Raw genomic sequence first — 15,927 nt, forward strand, 5'->3', positions numbered from 1 at the left:
AATATGAAAACATCTGTTTTTTTAGAAAAACTACAGGAGGAATTGGAAGAAGATGAAACATTAACTATTGAAACAAATTTGAAATCTTTAGAAAGTTATGACTCGATCAGCTTACTTTCTGTTATTGCATTTGTAGATGAAAACTTTAGCAAAAAGATTGATACTAAACATTTCAAAGATATAGATACGGTTTCCGATCTTATGAATGTGATTGGGAAAGAAAATTTTGAAGATTAATGGATGCTTTTTCATTAAAAAATAAAACAATTCTTATTACAGGGGCTTCTTCCGGAATCGGGAGAAGCTGTTCTGTAGAATGCAGCAATAGTGGAGCAGATCTTATTTTAGTTGGCAGAAACTTTGATGAACTGCAGAAAACAGCCACCATGCTGAACCCTGAAGCAAGAGTAGAAATTATTGCTGAAGATATTACCCAATCGGATAACCTTGAAGCTGTGATTGCAGAAAAGGTTGCCATTTTAGGAAAAATATCAGGATTTATTCATTGTGCAGGAATAGAAAAAACACTGCCGCTAAAAAAGCATAGTCCACAGCTCTATCACGATATATTTGAGGTAAACGTTATTGCGGGATTTGAAATTGCAAAGATTTTGTCTTTAAAAAAGTATAAAAATGAAACATGCAGCTTCGTCTTGATCTCATCGGTTGCCGGAATGGTAGGAGAGCCGGGAAAAGCAGCTTATTCCGCCAGTAAAGGGGCTGTGATCGCCGGAGCACGTTCGTTGGCAATGGAACTTTCAAGAAGTAATATTCGAGTGAATAGTATAAGCCCGGCAATGGTGAATACTCCAATCTTAGAAAAAATGTTTGATGACATCGGAGATGAAGCTTCATCAGAGATTATAAAAAAGCATCCGCTGGGATTAGGAGAACCTAAAGACGTAGCGAATGCCTGTATTTTTCTGTTATCAGATGCTTCAAGATGGGTAACGGGTACCAATCTTGTCATCGATGGCGGATATTCTGCACAGTAAGCTATTTTCCGTGAAGAGTTTCTATAATCTCTTCCACACTGTCAAAAATCTTTTTATTGTCAAACTGACTTTCAATATTTTTAAGATTCTCCCTGATATGGAGAACCAGTTCAGGATTCGTAAGGAAGGCTTTCATTCCTTTATACATCTCATCAACGTCATAGCTGATGAGGTATCCTGTCTCCTGGTCTTTGATCATAAGTCCTACATCTCCCACATTGGTTGCAACAATAGGTTTCTGGAGAATTAAAGCTTCGGCAATCACTAATGGCCAGGCTTCAGATTCGGAAGAAAGAACAAAGTAATCCGCTCTTTTGACGTATGGATATGGGTTCATCTGATTTCCTGCTAAAATAAATGTCTTTTCAACATTCAGGTTGGTAGCCTGATCTTTAAGATTTTTCATTTCCCCGCCGTCTCCTATGACAACAATACTGTGATGAAGACCTTCATCTATAAGTTTTTTGTGTGCCTCCATTAGTTTATGATATCCTTTTCTGGTATGAAGACGTCCTATAGAAACGAAAACAGGCCCCTCTGGGAAGTTGTCCAGCTTTTCTTCCGCTTTCTTTTTAATATCTTCAATAGGAATAGGATTGATGATCACACTTTCTGAGGGATAATCCAACTTGGGATAGTAATGATGCATCATATCCTTTATTTTATGAGAGCAGTACACCATATGATCAAACTGTGGAAAACTCTTCAGAATATTGGGAACCAGCGGTTGAAACTTAGGAACATTGACCTCGGAATGAAACCATCCTATTTTTTTTGAATTTTTGTTGGTAGAATTCAGTATAGCATCATAATCTCTATAATCCATCCCAATCTCTATATCAAAAGTATCATTAATGATGTTATCTGTAATGGCAGGATTATCTCTTAATTTTTTAAGCTTTATCCTTCTGGCAATAAGCTGAAGTTTCTGTAAAATATTGTTTGAGGAAAAATCTTCTTTCCCTTCAGTGAGGTATACTTTTCTAACATGCTCGGGAAGCTCATCTCGCAATTTCCCCTGATTCAGGCTAAGACATACCGTTATTTCAAATTTGTCCCTGTTAAGATTATTGAGAAGTCCTAGCAATACCTTCTCTACGCCTCCCATTTCCATGGAGTGGTGTCTGAACAAAATTTTTATTTTTTTATTTAACATTAACCGAAGATTGATTGTAAAGTGATTTTTATTTTTTTCTTGATTCGGAATGGCAGCTGATGCTGATATTGAAGCAGATCAAATATCTCTTCAGCACCGGGATAATTTTCAGGAATTTTTCTCCCATTAATTGCGGCAAGCCCTCTGCGTTTCATAGTATTGAAAATCACCTGAGCAAAATACTCATGAGATTGCTTTTTATTATCATTCTGGGAAATTCCGCCCTGATGAGTTCTGTAAAAATAGTTGGTGTCATCAATGAACTGAACTTTTCCTTTTTCGTAGAGCTTAAGATATAGATCCTGATCTTCTCCGATCTTTAAATTGGGATTCATTTTCTCCGTTTGCTCATAAGTGCTTTTCCGGAAACTCACAAAATGGGCAATCTGAATAGGAAAATTAAAAAAGCACGGATCTCCATTGGGAACCTGCATTGCAGACCTGAATGGAGCAATAGGCTTAAGATTCTGATCACAGGTCATAAATCTTGAATAAGTAAGAACAGTCTCTTTTTTAGTCTTGAAAATATCTATACATTTTTGAATGGCAGTGGGAGAAATAGCGTCATCGGGATCCAGAAAACCACAGATTTCACCTTTTGCCAGCTCTATCAGTTTACTTTTGGTAACACCCACACCGGAATTTTTTTCATTTTCAAAAAATGTGAACCTTTTGTCTTTTGAAATCATTTCCTGTACCATTTTCTTTTCGTTTTCTGAGGAGGCGTCGTCCAAAACGATGGCTTCCCAGTCTGTATAAGTTTGTTTCTGTATACTGTCTAAACAGTCTTTGAAGAAATGAGCATTATTATAGTGGGCAATAAGGATGGAAAACTTCATTAATGTTCCTTAAAAATTAATTCTTGATGATTGATTACAGTTGTATTGGGTGGAATATCTTTATAAATAATACATCCGGCTCCTATGATGCAATTGTCTCCTATAGTGACTCCTTTAAGGACAGTAACATTGCTTCCAAGCCAGCAGTTGCTTCCTATTTTGATAGGAGCAGTGGTAAATTCAGAATGATGCAGCTTAAAATGGGGATGAGGTTCATAGGCATGATTATGGTCATATAATTTAACATTCTCGCCAAACAAAGTATCATTACCTATGGAAATGCTGTCCAGACAATTAATAGAGCAGAAGTTATTCATGAAAAAACCATTTCCGATTTCCAGGCTGGCATTCTGCTGAACAAGTATATGAACATAATTTCTAAAGCTGACACCATCTCCAATAGTAACCTTTTTTAAATTATGATATAAGACAAAATGATTACTAATCCCCAGTTTTATTCCTTTGAATGAAACATTGGGATGTTTCGTAAGCCGCGAAATCTGACTTTTCCTCTGAATTTTTGCTAGTATTTCATAAAGCATATTAAGATTTATTTTCACATTTGTAGTCTACAAATATAAATTGTTTTCTATAATTATAAGAATAAATCTTATTTTTGTGCCTTAAAATTAATACTTTATATGAAATACAACTGGCCGCAGATGAGGGCAGCTGTATTTTATGAAGTAAAACATTTTTTGTTTCTGTGAAGATAGGTCAGATTACATTTACCCGATTTGTTGCTGCAATGGCAATCGTGGTTTCACATTTCAATAAAGATCTGTTTTTATACAAAATAGATTATATTTCCAATCTTTTTCTGAGAGCGAATGTTGGGGTCAGTTATTTTTTTATCCTTTCTGGCTTTATCATGATTATTGCTTATCATAAAAAAGATAAGATTGATTATTTTGAATTTTATAAGAACAGGTTCGCCCGAATTTACCCATTGTATATTGTAGGACTTCTTCTGTATTTTATGACAAGGTCTGAAATGTTCGAAGGGTACAAAATCCTCTTGTACGGTTTGGGAATTCAGACATGGATACCAGGAGAGGCGATGATTCTTAATTTTCCTGGATGGTCTATTTCCGTGGAATTTTTATTCTATCTCCTTTTTCCTCTTTTGTATAATTATTTTTATTCCCGGGACAATAAGACCATTTGGATCGTTACCATTATGATCTGGTTAATCACTCAGGTTTTTTCGAATCTGTATCCTGTATATGGAGCATATGAAGGACCTCATACCAAGAGCCATGAATTTCTGTATTACTTTCCTCTATGGCATCTTAACGAGTTTTTAATTGGAAACCTGGCGGGATTGTTTTTTGTAAAAAACTTTAAACAAAAGAACTATGATGTTTATGTTGTTCTTATCTTTTTGTTGATTCTTTTATCGCTGATTTTTGTTCCTTTATTTTATCACAATGGGCTGATGGCTCTTCTATTTGTTCCCGCTATTCTTCTGATCTCAGCAAATAATGGAAAAATTACAAAACTGTTTTCTATGAAACCCCTAGAATATCTGGGAGAGATAAGTTATGCGATATATATTACCCATATTCCGGTTCTTTATCTTCTGAGAGAATTTTTAAAATGGCAGGGATACCAGTTCAATATTGATCTTGTATTTGCCATTTATATAGTTGTTGTACTCATCAGCTCCACTGTTTTTTATCAGTGTATTGAGAAGCCAATGCGAAATATTTTGAGAAAGATAAGCTTTGTAAAACAATAAATAGAAATGTTTTTTTTATTAAAACTAAATATTTAGTTTGAGGACGGAATTTAGAATAAATCCTTTCGGAAGTTAATATTATAAAGCCCTGAGCGTATACTCCTATAATCTGTAAACAGATATTGGGTGATCATTCCCCATTTTTTCAGAAAAGGAGCGTTGGCAATTTGGAAGCTTCTGTAAACTCTTTTGATATGAAGTTTAATATCTTCAGGGATCGAATTTTCATTTTGTGCCCAACTATTGACTTCCTTCCACAGTACCACTCTTGTAGAAGCAGGTTTTATCTCTCTTGCATCTACTTTGGTAATTCTGTTGTTCTCATGAACTCCTCTTACTGCTACGGCACTGTCTAATATTCCCGGATATAAATTCAGATAGTAAGAAAGCCTGAATAAAAACTCGGTATCCTGATGAAGTTTTAAATGTGTTTTAAAGAAATATTCCATCCTTTTCAGAGAACTTTTCCTGATGGTGAGGGCATCTATACTAAAAAGGCCAAATGTTCCTATCATATTAAGTTGCCCCGGAAATACATCTTTTGGCGGATGTTTCTTGTAAACAGTCGTTAAGCGGTCACCAAATACCCTATAATATTGTTCTTTTGCTTTTTCTGAATAATAATGAACCCCAATGGCTCCATACACCCCCTCTACTTCATCATTTTTAAAAAGTTCTCTTTCCGCATCAAAACGATTAGGAAGATAATAATCGTCGGCATCCAGAAATGCAATGAAATCTCCCTCAGCTTTTTCTATACCTAAGTTTCTGGTTGCTCCGGCTCCATGATTGGCTTTATCAGGGTGTTGATAGAGCTTTACCCGATCGTATTTAGCCGCGAGTTCCCTGCATACTTCCAAAGCATTGTCCGGAGACCTATCCTCTACAAGTACCACTTCATAAACATCTTCGAATTGAAGAGCAGATTCTACAGCCTGAGTGACATATTTTTCAGCGTTGTAGACAGGCATGATAACGGAAATTTTCATTCTCTCAGTTGTTTTTTTAAGATTAAATGATGGGCAGTTTTTTATACTTACTCTATTTAAATATTTTTTTCAAAATAAGTTTCATCACAAAAGGAATACGGGAAATATTATGACGACGCGTTTTGGCATGATCTATTGTAAAACGAGTGTTTTCAGTCATTCCGTATTTTGAAAAATCTACTTCTGAAACTGCTTTATGCTTAAACGAAGTATTCATCAGGTTGTACTGATGTACGATCTGAATATACATTTCCTTGCTATCTTCTATAGAAAAATCCTTGTAATCGCGGTAGCTGTTGTGGGCTCTTTCTTTCAGTACTGTTTTGAAATTGTCTGCTTTTTCTGCTAAACTCACAAACGGATTGGCTACAGCATTATAAACTTTTACAATGGCCTTGCGATCAGGAAGCATTGTAAGCTGATATCCTCTTCTTAAATCGATCACAAGATCATCTACCGGTTTGAAATGCTCTTGGACCGTTTTTACATAATCCTGATGAAGCATATCATCGTTATCCAGTTCGCTGGTGATAACGAATTGATGATCAGGAGTTATCAGCTGTGAGATAACTTCTACAGCTTTGGTTTTCATTGCATCGAAATGTTCTACAAATACAGCTTTGAAGACAGGGTATTCTGCCTCAATTTCTTTTATGATTTTTCTGAATTTTTCTGAAGTATTTACATCAAAAAAAGTAAGCCAGATATAATTTTGGTTGGTCTGGTTCTTATAAGAAGGAAGTACATAGGTACGGAAGAGCTTGAAGCGGTCATCCAACCACTCTTCTGTAAGCGGTTTGAAGCCTGAACGGGTTTCATCCCAACCTTTTGTAGGAACATTGAATCTTGTCATTATTACGTGTATAAACTGACTCATCTAAATAAATTTATTAAAAAGTTGTATATTCTGTAAGGTTTGCTGTTGTATATTTTCTCCAGTTTTTGCTCATAAAAGGTTTTTCTATTGAGCAGTGCAATGTAGCTTGGAAAAAACTCATGGAACAGCGCTTTGTGTTTTTCGTAAACGGTATGGTATATAATCTCCTTTTTGTTATCATTTTTGATGATATCATTGTTTCTGGAGTTTACAGGGTGCATTCTATAATTAAATACCGGGTAATCTATTTTAGTAATAGGAAGTTCACGGTGGGAAGAAATCAGTTGAATCCAGAATTCCCAGTCTTCGAAACCGTGTATAAGTTCTTCATCAAAAACGATTCCCTGGTCAAAATATTTTTTAGGAAACATAGAAGTACAAAAGAGTCTATTTTGGAGTAACAGCTCTTTCATACTGAACTTTTCCTGCAAATTGGAGGTTTTATTAATATGGCCAAAATACACGGTATCCGAAAAGACAATTAATGTGTCTTTATTTTTTTCAAATACTTCCAGCATTTTTTCTAACGCCAAAGGATTGAGGGTGTCATCTGCATCCAAAGGTAAAATATAGTCTCCTGTGGCAGCCTTGATTCCTTGATTCCTTGCACTGGATACTCCGCTGTTTTCCTGATGAATATATTGTATTTTATCATCCGTCAGCTTTGTGGCCACACTTCGGGTATCATCTGTAGAACCGTCATCTATAATAATGCATTCCCAATTTGTGTAGGATTGGTTTTTAACAGATTGTATGCATTCTTCCAAATGTTTTGCATGGTTGAAACTAGGAACAATAATGGAAACTTTGTTTGTCATTCAATATGTTTTTATTTTATAAATAGGCTGAGAATATTTTTTTTAAGTAGCCTTCAGAAGACATTCCTTCAAAAAAAGATTCGGTAAGAGGGTTGAACTCAATATTATAATTGGAGCCTTCGTTTATATTTTCGTATACCGCTTTTTTACCAAGATGAATTTCCAGTTGAGACAAAATCTCAGCGAGAGAATATTGGTAAGGAAAAGTAAGGTTAATCGTTTGTTTGTTGAGGTCTTTTATATGATGTTCTGTAAATAAGCCAATGTCATCTATACCAATCAGTATTCGCCGTGCATTGCTGTGAATGGTGATTGTCTTTTCTGAGAGAATAGAGTTCTTCAGGAAATTGATGAGAGTATTGGGATTTCCTCCACGGCCTACAGCGTTTCCTACCCGAAAGATAACGTAGTTTTTGCACTGCTGTGTAATGATCTTTTCCGCATTGAGCTTGTGTGCTACATAAAGGCTGTCTGTTTTGGTAGGATCATAAATACTGCATGTGGAAAAATAGATCAGTTTTTTCTCCGGAAATTTTTCAATAGTAGATTCCAAAAGAGTGATTTCTCTTTCAAATTCAGATGGGTCGGTTTCCAGTGAATTGGAAACTCCGGACGCAAAATAAATGACATCCTCTTTATCATAAGGTCTTACAGCATTAGCCAGAATTCCGTTACCAATAATCATATTTTCTTTTTCTAATTAAACAGGCGTTATCTTTTCGCAGTATGTTTATAAATGCTTAAAGAGTCTAAACAATCCAAGTTTATCACCCAATTTAGCCCATTTCGATTTCTTTACACGATCCAGTTTGTAAAGTACCTGTTCATATTTACTTTTTGGAACATATCTTTCAAGGAAGAGGTCTTCAATACTGATGTTTCTTCTTTCCGACATTTTAATCAAGGCTACCCAATGCCAGAATACAGCTTTCTCCTGATTGGTTGTGGTAGATATTCCATTTTGGTGAACTCTATATAGATAAAGATCTTCATCTATGTATTTTACCGGAGCGGTTTCACACATTTTCATATACCAGTCTTTATCTTCTGCAATCTTCAAAAAGGGATCTATCCCTGCCGTTTTTTCATATATACTTTTTTTTAGAGCGGCGAAACTTGATATTTCTCCTCTAAAATTGTAATAAGACTGGTCTAATTCGGTAATTTGTTTTGCTTTATGAACAGATTGAGGTTTGAGATTCTCATCACAAAATACAAGATTAGAATATACCAAACCGGCTTCTTTATTTTCCGAATGAGTTTTTAAAACAATTTCCAGGGCATGAGGAACCAATGCGTCATCAGGGTCAAGAAAACCGCATATTTCAGATTCTGCAAGGGAGATCAGTCTTTTCTTTGTGTATCCTATTCCTTTATTTTCTCCATTTTGATGAATTTTAAAACGAGAATCATTTTCTACGATTTTTTTTATAGTCTCAAGAGAATTATCCGTGGATCCATCATCTAAAATTACGGTTTCCCAGTCTGTTTCAGTCTGAGCAATTAAACTTTGGTAACATTCCTCGAAAAAATGTCCATTATTATAATTAGCAATAAGTACGCTGAATTTACTCATTCTGGCTGTGTTTGTTCAATATTTTTTTTAATGCATTCAGATAGGCAAAACCATTTCTTCTATCTGGTTCCAGGATGTTTCCTTCTGCCCACTCATTCCAGGATTTTACAATTAAAAACTGTTCGGAATAGTCTTTTTTATGGTCCAAATAAGCGATGGCCTTTTCTATTTGCTGTTCAAACAATTCCGGAGAATTGTTCGTCAGTATAATTCCGTTATAGCCGCTTCGGGGAGTATTATCCCAGTTAGGTAAAATGCATGGATAGGTTGTTACATTGCTGTCTTCAAACTGTAAATCGTTGACTACTTCATTTGCATCCTGCATTCTGACTTTTGGCTGTTCCTTTTTCTTAATTCCTATTAATCCTTTTATTCTGTTTTTATAGTATTGAGAATGAGAAATATATTCTTTTTTTCGGATATGGGGATTCCATGCTTTGTGAAAGGCATTGGATATTTTGCCATCATACCCCAAAGATTGGAAATCGATATCATCAGGAAGTTTATTGGAGGCCATGAAATATAGATCGTCAAATCCATTTTCCTTAGCTAGTTCCCTGAATTTTGTAATATAGTAAGGATCACCTTCATTCAGATGATTGGCATCATATACAATGAAAACAGGCTTATTGTCTACTTTTATATATCGGCTGTCTTTGAAAAAAGGGAGAAGATATTCGAAATGAGCAATCAGATCCTGCTCATCCGGATAGGTTTGTTTTACCAATATTTTTTCCGAAAGGCCATGCCAAATTCCCGACCAGGTTTCATTTGCCCAACAGAAGCAGAAAGGAAAATCAGGCTTTCCTGATTGTAGAACATCATTGGCTACACGTTCTAATAATTGCTTGCCGCTTCCAAACCAATAGTGATAATAGATAAATCCGTGTACACCGTATTCTTTTGCCATCTGAGCCTGCTGTTCTCTTACTTCTGGAAGACGCAGGTCATAATACCCTAGATCTGCAGGATATATAGGTTGGTCGTGCCCTTCAAACAAAGGTTTGGCCTTGCTTACGTTCGTCCATTCAGTAAATCCTTTTCCCCACCATTCGTTATTTTCTGGAACAGGGTGATACTGGGGAAGGTAAAAGGCAAGTGGTTTTATTTTTTTCATAATTGATCGGAAAATATTTTCTTAACGGATTCCAGATATTGCGTTCCAAATTTCATGTCGGGTTCCAGGTGGTTTCCTTCTGCCCATTCATTCCATGCATTGATGAAAATAAAGTTTTCATCTTCAGAATACGGTATAAAATCTGCCTTCACATTAGAAAGCCAGTGTTCAAAATATTCCGGTGTAGAGTCTTCTAAGATCAGAGTAGGGTTTTCTCCTCTTCTGGAAGTGTTATCCCATCCCGGTACCAGAGAAGGGTAGAGCTTGCAGTGAAAATCTTTTTGAAGGATTAAATTTTCTCCCATCCACTTATAGGGAACCGAGTTGAATCTCTTTTTTACCGGTTGTTTTATAATGCGCCCCTTTATCTTGTCTATAATTGTTCTTTTTGGGGGTACACGTCTTTCCCACATTTCTTTAAATACACTTTTTCTGCGGATCCCAAAAGGTTCGAAATCAACGGCTGCATCAAAGCCATCAACTAGTTGATCCCAATCTTTTTGATAGGAGAAAACCATATGACATATATATAATTCCAATCCGGCTTCTTTCGCTTTTTCTCTCCAGCATTTGAGGGTTTCCTGTATATTAGGAAAAACATTAGGTTTATAAATAACAATAACGGGTTTGTTATTTACTTTGATATATCTTGGATCCTTGAAGATAGGCAGAAGAAAATCAATGTGGTCTTCATCGTCCTGTACAGAATACTTTTGTTCAATCAGTACTTCATGCTCGTTTCCATCCCAACGTCGGGTCCAGTTTTCATTAGCCCAGCAAAGCATGAATGGTAAATCTTCTTTTGGATTTTTTAATTTTCTGTCGATGGGTTCATGCATTAAGCGTTTCCCATTAAACCAATAATGATAATAACAAAAACCGTAGATGCCATAATGTTTGGCAAGTTGTTCCTGTGCCATTCTTGCTTCTTCCAGCCTTAAGTCATAAAAGCCCAGGTCTGATGGAAGATGGGGTTGGTAATGGTTATCAAATAGAGGTTTTGCTTTTGCGACGTTCGTCCATTCAGTAAACCCCTTTCCCCACCATTCATCGTTTTCCGGGAACGGGTGATATTGTGGTAAATGTATGGCGATTGGTCTTATTTTCATATTTATGTGCTTAAATTATCTGTTTAATAAATATCGAATCGTTTGTTTTCGAAGCAAAATTTTAGCCATTAAAGATTAAAAAATCATGCTTTAACTTTTTTATTATATCATCGTTGAGCTAAAAACACGGTTACCAGCTTTTATGATAAACCTTTTGAAGATAGAGCAACGTGTTATATGTAAACTTTCCTACGTTCTTCAATATCAGCTTTTCAGAAAGCGTTCTATTTTTGAGTTCTCTGAGGAATTTTTTATGATCTTCAGTCAGTTTATTGGCTTTATAAGCATCATGAATAATTTTTAGAATTTTCTTTTTCATTTCAGGCTGCTCTTTGTGTTTGATATAAATATCAAAAAATGAGCTGGATAGAAAGTCACTCTTTTTATGAGTGTTGGTGTTATGTATTCTATAACTGCATGATTGGGTGTTATCGTAGATGAAATCATATTTCTGACTTAATCTCAGCCACATATCATAATCTTCAAAGGTTAAATTTTCATCCCAGCCTCCTATTTCCTTTATCACTGAGGATTTTGTAACGCAGGACATCGCGGGAAGAAAATTATAATCAAGTAATCTTTTATAAAAGTTTCCTGATTCAAGACTCAGATATTGATGAAAATATGGAATGAACGTATTCTGATAGCGTACTGAATGGTCATCAATGATATAAGCATTTGAAAATACCATTGCTTCATGAGGAGACGAGTTTTCAAGAAGTGCTACATGCCTTTCTATTTTATCGTGTTCTATAAGGTCGTCCAGAGCTATCGTAATGAGATATTTACCTTTTGAAATATTCAATAAGTCATTCAAAGATTTACAGATCCCTTGATTTTGAGAATGAGTAATAAACTGGATATTCAGTTGGGAATTATCTTTGATCCAATTATTAATAATTTCCACAGAATTATCTTTAGAGCAGTCATCACAAATCAGGATCTCAATATTGCGATAGTTCTGAGATTTGAAACTTTCTAAAGATTCTACAACAAACTGTTGTTGGTTGTAGCTGAGGCATAAAATCGAAACCAGAGGGAGTTCTGTCATGATACTTTACTTTGAAGTCAAACTTTTTTAGCGTTAAAAACCTTAGAATCTGTTTAGAGTTTCTATTACTTTTTCAATTTCTTCTGTTGTCATTACAGGAGAAATAGGTAAACTCAATATTTCTTCATGAATTTTTTCACTAATCGGGAAGGATTGCTCATTCCATTCTTTATACGCTTGTTGTTTATGAGGCGGAATGGGGTAGTGTATCAGTGTCTGAATTTCATTTTCAGCCAGATATTTCTGTAAAGCATCCCTTTGTACAGTTCTGATCACGAAAACATGCCAAACGTGCTCTTTTTCATTTTCAGGATATTCCGGAAGTGTTATGGCAGGGTTTGTAATCTCAGAAATGTAACGTTTTGCAATTTGTCTTCTGCTGTCATTTTCAGAATCTATATATTTTAGTTTTACATCTAAAACGGCTGCCTGAATTTCATCCAATCTTGAGTTGAGCCCCTGATATATATTTACATATTTTTGATTCGATCCGTAATTGGCTAAAGCTTTTATCGTAGCAGCGAGTTTTTCGTCGTTGGTGGTAACTGCTCCTGCATCTCCAAGCGCTCCAAGATTTTTCCCGGGATAGAAACTGAATCCTGCAGCATCCGCAAGGTTACCTGATTTTTTGCCATTCCATTCTGCACCAATAGTTTGAGCATTATCTTCAATGATCTTCAGATTGTGGGCTTGGGCTAGCTGTTGTAATTCTTCAGAAAAAACAATTCTTCCATACAGGTGTACAATTAGAATACCCTTTGTTTTTGAAGAGATTTTTTCTTTAATTTTTGAGATATCAATGTTATAATTATTAATATCGGGTTCTACAAGTACAGGAACCAATCCGTTATCCGAAACGGCAAGAATAGAAGCAATATAAGTATTGGATGGAACAATGATTTCATCACCTGGACTCATGATGCCTAATTCTATGTAAGCCCGTAATATAAGACGCAATGCATCCAGACCGTTGGCAACTCCGATAGCATATTGAGCCCCTATATATTGAGAAAGATTTTCTTGAAAGTTGGAAAGCTCCTGCCCCATAAGATACCATCCGGAACGGAAAACCTGGGAAAGTTTTGCTTCAATTTCTTCCTGGTGCAGCAGGTTTATTTTTTGAAGGTCTAAGAATTTTATCATTTGTTAATTATTATTAAGTGCTATAATGTTCTATATGTTATACTTTATGATTAAAAGAATTCTTTTTCAAGATAAGTGAAATTGTTATAAAAGTAATGATAAATATAACACCATATATTAATGAGTTGTTTGTTGACAGCCATGGTCCCTGAAATTGGAAGTATTTCTGAGCGGGAAATCCAAAAAAGTTTTTTGCCGGTAAGGCTTTGTCCAGAAATCCTTCAGGTACATTGATGGTGTACCAGAATCTTGACCATATCAGCTGGAAGGTAAAAATACCAATTAATTGATACTTGCTAAAATCTACTTTCTTTATGGAATCTAGAAACACAAATACAACAAAAGGAAAAAATTGTAAAAACTGTCTTGTTTCTGTCCCTAGAATAAAGAAAATGGAAAAAAGTACTATTATAATTTTCAGAAATGAATCCGTATTATTTGCTGCATAAGAGAAGAATATCTTACGGTAGTAAATGATAAGAACGACAAATAATCCGTAATATATAAAATGTGTAATAAGAAATTTTAAAGGAAATGAAAACGCCTGAAACATTAAATTAAACAAAAATTCACCCGATGAAAGAGTCTTCATATCTCTAAAATTCACGGTGAGAAATTTACTTGCAGCAAAGAATGCAATTAAAGTAATTAAAGAAAAAATAAAGTATGGTGAGACGAATCCTTTTCGGTTTATATTAAAACCATTGAGCAGTTTTAGAATATACCGGATGGTGAAAAATATAAAAGAATTGAGTAATATAAACGTTACTGGAATCAAAAACAGGGCAGACTGTACAGTATAATCCTTATGAGCTAAGGCTACAAATAATTGGTAATTTGAATATAAATAAAAGCCCTCAAATAAAAGACACAACGCAAAAGTTGGATATAAATATTTGTTGAAGTTTTTTTCAATAGCAAGTCCTTTCTCATCAAAGGAAATAAGGCTGGAAGCAATAAGCGATACCGCAATTAAAAAAGTGGTGGGAAAAACAAACATAGATACCATCAGTATGGCTAAAAACGCAGTTCTGTTTTTGATGATATAATAATAGTATAAAATAATCCCGGATGTAAAGCCAAACAGATCCATCAGAATAGGATAGTAGTTTGATAGCTTAAGTATAAAAAAATTGACAAAGAGAAAGCAAAAGCCAAGAATCGTAATATTCTTGCTGTACCCTTTGAACTGTACAATTTTGTAATAAAAGTATAACGCAATGAAAATCGTAAGACCATTCAGTATTGTGAAGATACTCTGAATAGCGTCCAATGTAAAAGTGATTCCAAATAATCGATGGATAAAATGAGCGATTCCAGGCATTAATAATCTGGAAACATAATAGGGATTAAAACTTTGTTCAAAAAAATGGGTTGAAAAATTTTTAACGATCTCGATATAACTTTTTTCATCAAAAATATCTACATATTTGAACGGCAGCCTGTCGTTTGAGAGAAAGGCATACGCCAAGCACAATAGAAATACGCCTATTATGTAATATGCAGAAGGGAGTTTTTTAAGTGTTGTCAGCATAATAGATCGTTACTGTTTCTCAATATCATTTTTTTCTTTAATAATATAACCCGGGCGATCTTTAACTTCTTCGAAGATGCGCCAGATATATTCTGCTATAATACCAAGAGAAAAGAGGATAAGCCCTCCAAAAAAAGAGATAAACAATATAATACTTGTCCAACCTTTAGGCTGTATATCGTTTAAAAACGGACTGCCGAAAATTTTAATATAAATATAAAACAGAATAAGCAGGAACGAAATTAAAGAAACCCAAAGGCCAAGATTAAATATAAATTTTATAGGAAATGAAGAGGAAGAAAAAAAGGTATCCTTTGCCAGGGTTAACTTCTTTTTTAATGTCCATCTGGATTTCTGATTAATACCTAAAGGTCTTTTATACCCAAAGTGATAAGGATTAAATCCTAATCTTAAAATCTCCGCAACAGTTGATGTATTTCTTGGATGTATTCTTTTGTTAAGAATGTCAATTATTTCACGGTCAATAAGGAAAAGATCGGCACCCCCTTTAGGGAATTTCACTTCCGTAAGGTTGTTCATTATTTTGTAATAGGTTTCTGAAAAAATCTTGCTTTTCCAGTTATCATCACGCGTTATTCTATGAGGAATAATGATTTTTTCTCCCTGAAGCCAAATATTGTACATTTCTACAATCGTCTCATAGGGCTGTTGTTCATCATCTACAATAGGTAATGCACAGGCTCCTTCAGCTAGGGAGAGTCCTGCAAAAATAGAGTAGTGACTCGTGTAGTTTCTGCTCAGTTGGTAAGCTCTTACGTTGACCTCTTTTTTTTCCAGCTCTAATGCTACTTTGTAAGAATTGTCCAGAGATCCATCATCCATGATGATCAACTCAAAGGGAATATTATTTCGATCTAATAATTCTTTAACATTTTCGTACACGCTCACAATGCGTTTTTCGCTATAATAAGAAAGAAGAATTAGAGATAGTTTTTTATTCATCATAAGGTGTTTTTTAGTA

Annotated in this window: 17 protein-coding genes; 3 read left to right on the forward strand and 14 right to left on the reverse strand. The window is 34.9% G+C overall.

All coding sequences use genetic code 11. The features are described 5' to 3' along the window. Positions 1-3: 3 nt before the first annotated feature. Both ACQ76T_RS15645 and ACQ76T_RS15650 read left to right on the forward strand, forming a co-directional pair. Positions 4-237: a phosphopantetheine-binding protein gene (locus ACQ76T_RS15645; protein ID WP_431344226.1), complete on the forward strand. Its 234-nt coding sequence runs from the start codon at positions 4-6 to the stop codon at positions 235-237. After that, the gene (locus ACQ76T_RS15650) at positions 237-995 is read left to right on the forward strand and encodes an SDR family NAD(P)-dependent oxidoreductase (RefSeq protein ID WP_431344227.1); all 759 of its coding nucleotides are present in this window, start codon (positions 237-239) and stop codon (positions 993-995) included. Before ACQ76T_RS15645 ends, ACQ76T_RS15650 begins: the two co-directional genes overlap by 1 nt. Before the next feature lies 1 nt (position 996). Here the strand turns inward: ACQ76T_RS15650 and ACQ76T_RS15655 are convergent, their stop codons facing one another. The 3 genes from ACQ76T_RS15655 to ACQ76T_RS15665 are packed head-to-tail and all read right to left on the reverse strand — an operon-like array spanning position 997 to position 3,532. Continuing rightward, on the reverse strand, positions 997-2,151 hold the full coding sequence (locus ACQ76T_RS15655; protein ID WP_431344228.1) for a glycosyltransferase: 1,155 nt from the start codon (positions 2,149-2,151) through the stop codon (positions 997-999). Then, a complete protein-coding gene (locus ACQ76T_RS15660; protein WP_431344229.1) occupies positions 2,151-2,990 on the reverse strand; it encodes a glycosyltransferase family 2 protein in 840 nt (279 codons plus the stop codon). Before ACQ76T_RS15660 ends, ACQ76T_RS15655 begins: the two co-directional genes overlap by 1 nt. Then, positions 2,990-3,532 (reverse strand): acyltransferase, encoded by a 543-nt coding sequence (locus ACQ76T_RS15665; RefSeq protein WP_431344230.1) that lies wholly within the window; start codon positions 3,530-3,532, stop codon positions 2,990-2,992. The genes ACQ76T_RS15660 and ACQ76T_RS15665 overlap by 1 nt, the downstream gene beginning before the upstream one ends. Before the next feature lie 164 nt (positions 3,533-3,696). On the opposite strand from ACQ76T_RS15665, the gene ACQ76T_RS15670 reads away from it, so the two are divergent. After that, positions 3,697-4,731 (forward strand): acyltransferase family protein, encoded by a 1,035-nt coding sequence (locus ACQ76T_RS15670; RefSeq protein ID WP_431344231.1) that lies wholly within the window; start codon positions 3,697-3,699, stop codon positions 4,729-4,731. A 50-nt stretch (positions 4,732-4,781) separates the two neighbouring features. Here ACQ76T_RS15670 and ACQ76T_RS15675 read toward each other — a convergent pair whose 3' ends face one another. From ACQ76T_RS15675 to ACQ76T_RS15725, 11 genes are all read right to left on the reverse strand, one after another. Beyond that, positions 4,782-5,720, reverse strand: a complete 939-nt coding sequence (locus ACQ76T_RS15675; RefSeq protein WP_431344232.1) for a glycosyltransferase family 2 protein — start codon at positions 5,718-5,720, stop codon at positions 4,782-4,784. Between the two features lie 52 nt (positions 5,721-5,772). Next, on the reverse strand, positions 5,773-6,597 hold the full coding sequence (locus ACQ76T_RS15680) for a glycosyltransferase (protein ID WP_431344233.1): 825 nt from the start codon (positions 6,595-6,597) through the stop codon (positions 5,773-5,775). Continuing rightward, positions 6,594-7,415, reverse strand: a complete 822-nt coding sequence (locus ACQ76T_RS15685) for a glycosyltransferase family 2 protein (protein ID WP_431344234.1) — start codon at positions 7,413-7,415, stop codon at positions 6,594-6,596. Before ACQ76T_RS15685 ends, ACQ76T_RS15680 begins: the two co-directional genes overlap by 4 nt. Before the next feature lie 16 nt (positions 7,416-7,431). Next, a complete protein-coding gene (locus ACQ76T_RS15690) occupies positions 7,432-8,100 on the reverse strand; it encodes an NAD-dependent epimerase/dehydratase family protein (RefSeq protein ID WP_431344235.1) in 669 nt (222 codons plus the stop codon). 45 nt (positions 8,101-8,145) lie between these two features. Continuing rightward, on the reverse strand, positions 8,146-8,991 hold the full coding sequence (locus tag ACQ76T_RS15695) for a glycosyltransferase family 2 protein (RefSeq protein ID WP_431344236.1): 846 nt from the start codon (positions 8,989-8,991) through the stop codon (positions 8,146-8,148). Next, entirely contained in the window at positions 8,984-10,108 is a 1,125-nt protein-coding gene (locus tag ACQ76T_RS15700) for a glycosyltransferase WbsX family protein (protein ID WP_431344237.1), read from the reverse strand. The genes ACQ76T_RS15695 and ACQ76T_RS15700 overlap by 8 nt, the downstream gene beginning before the upstream one ends. Continuing rightward, positions 10,105-11,217: a glycosyltransferase WbsX family protein gene (locus ACQ76T_RS15705; protein WP_431344238.1), complete on the reverse strand. Its 1,113-nt coding sequence runs from the start codon at positions 11,215-11,217 to the stop codon at positions 10,105-10,107. Before ACQ76T_RS15705 ends, ACQ76T_RS15700 begins: the two co-directional genes overlap by 4 nt. Positions 11,218-11,347: 130 nt before the next feature. Next, complete coding sequence (locus ACQ76T_RS15710) at positions 11,348-12,268, reverse strand: glycosyltransferase (protein ID WP_431344239.1); 921 nt, start codon at positions 12,266-12,268, stop codon at positions 11,348-11,350. A 42-nt stretch (positions 12,269-12,310) separates the two neighbouring features. Then, the gene (locus tag ACQ76T_RS15715) at positions 12,311-13,411 is read right to left on the reverse strand and encodes a DegT/DnrJ/EryC1/StrS family aminotransferase (RefSeq protein ID WP_431344240.1); all 1,101 of its coding nucleotides are present in this window, start codon (positions 13,409-13,411) and stop codon (positions 12,311-12,313) included. 37 nt (positions 13,412-13,448) lie between these two features. Beyond that, positions 13,449-14,945: a hypothetical protein gene (locus ACQ76T_RS15720; RefSeq protein WP_431344241.1), complete on the reverse strand. Its 1,497-nt coding sequence runs from the start codon at positions 14,943-14,945 to the stop codon at positions 13,449-13,451. 9 nt (positions 14,946-14,954) lie between these two features. Further along, positions 14,955-15,911 (reverse strand): glycosyltransferase, encoded by a 957-nt coding sequence (locus tag ACQ76T_RS15725; protein WP_431344242.1) that lies wholly within the window; start codon positions 15,909-15,911, stop codon positions 14,955-14,957. Positions 15,912-15,927 lie beyond the last annotated feature (16 nt).

The organism is Chryseobacterium sp. JK1, from assembly GCF_050632815.1.
GTDB lineage: Bacteria > Bacteroidota > Bacteroidia > Flavobacteriales > Weeksellaceae > Chryseobacterium.

Excerpts from the sequence above, each read along its gene's own strand:
- ACQ76T_RS15645 (WP_431344226.1), top strand. The coding sequence starts at position 4 with ATGAAAACATCTGTTTTTTTAGAAAAACTACAGGAGGAATTGGAAGAA.
- ACQ76T_RS15650 (WP_431344227.1), top strand. The coding sequence starts at position 237 with ATGGATGCTTTTTCATTAAAAAATAAAACAATTCTTATTACAGGGGCT.
- ACQ76T_RS15655 (WP_431344228.1), bottom strand. The coding sequence starts at position 2,151 with ATGTTAAATAAAAAAATAAAAATTTTGTTCAGACACCACTCCATGGAA.
- ACQ76T_RS15660 (WP_431344229.1), bottom strand. The coding sequence starts at position 2,990 with ATGAAGTTTTCCATCCTTATTGCCCACTATAATAATGCTCATTTCTTC.
- ACQ76T_RS15665 (WP_431344230.1), bottom strand. The coding sequence starts at position 3,532 with ATGCTTTATGAAATACTAGCAAAAATTCAGAGGAAAAGTCAGATTTCG.
- ACQ76T_RS15675 (WP_431344232.1), bottom strand. The coding sequence starts at position 5,720 with ATGAAAATTTCCGTTATCATGCCTGTCTACAACGCTGAAAAATATGTC.
- ACQ76T_RS15680 (WP_431344233.1), bottom strand. The coding sequence starts at position 6,597 with ATGAGTCAGTTTATACACGTAATAATGACAAGATTCAATGTTCCTACA.
- ACQ76T_RS15685 (WP_431344234.1), bottom strand. The coding sequence starts at position 7,415 with ATGACAAACAAAGTTTCCATTATTGTTCCTAGTTTCAACCATGCAAAA.
- ACQ76T_RS15690 (WP_431344235.1), bottom strand. The coding sequence starts at position 8,100 with ATGATTATTGGTAACGGAATTCTGGCTAATGCTGTAAGACCTTATGAT.
- ACQ76T_RS15695 (WP_431344236.1), bottom strand. The coding sequence starts at position 8,991 with ATGAGTAAATTCAGCGTACTTATTGCTAATTATAATAATGGACATTTT.
- ACQ76T_RS15700 (WP_431344237.1), bottom strand. The coding sequence starts at position 10,108 with ATGAAAAAAATAAAACCACTTGCCTTTTACCTTCCCCAGTATCACCCT.
- ACQ76T_RS15705 (WP_431344238.1), bottom strand. The coding sequence starts at position 11,217 with ATGAAAATAAGACCAATCGCCATACATTTACCACAATATCACCCGTTC.
- ACQ76T_RS15710 (WP_431344239.1), bottom strand. The coding sequence starts at position 12,268 with ATGACAGAACTCCCTCTGGTTTCGATTTTATGCCTCAGCTACAACCAA.
- ACQ76T_RS15715 (WP_431344240.1), bottom strand. The coding sequence starts at position 13,411 with ATGATAAAATTCTTAGACCTTCAAAAAATAAACCTGCTGCACCAGGAA.
- ACQ76T_RS15720 (WP_431344241.1), bottom strand. The coding sequence starts at position 14,945 with ATGCTGACAACACTTAAAAAACTCCCTTCTGCATATTACATAATAGGC.
- ACQ76T_RS15725 (WP_431344242.1), bottom strand. The coding sequence starts at position 15,911 with ATGATGAATAAAAAACTATCTCTAATTCTTCTTTCTTATTATAGCGAA.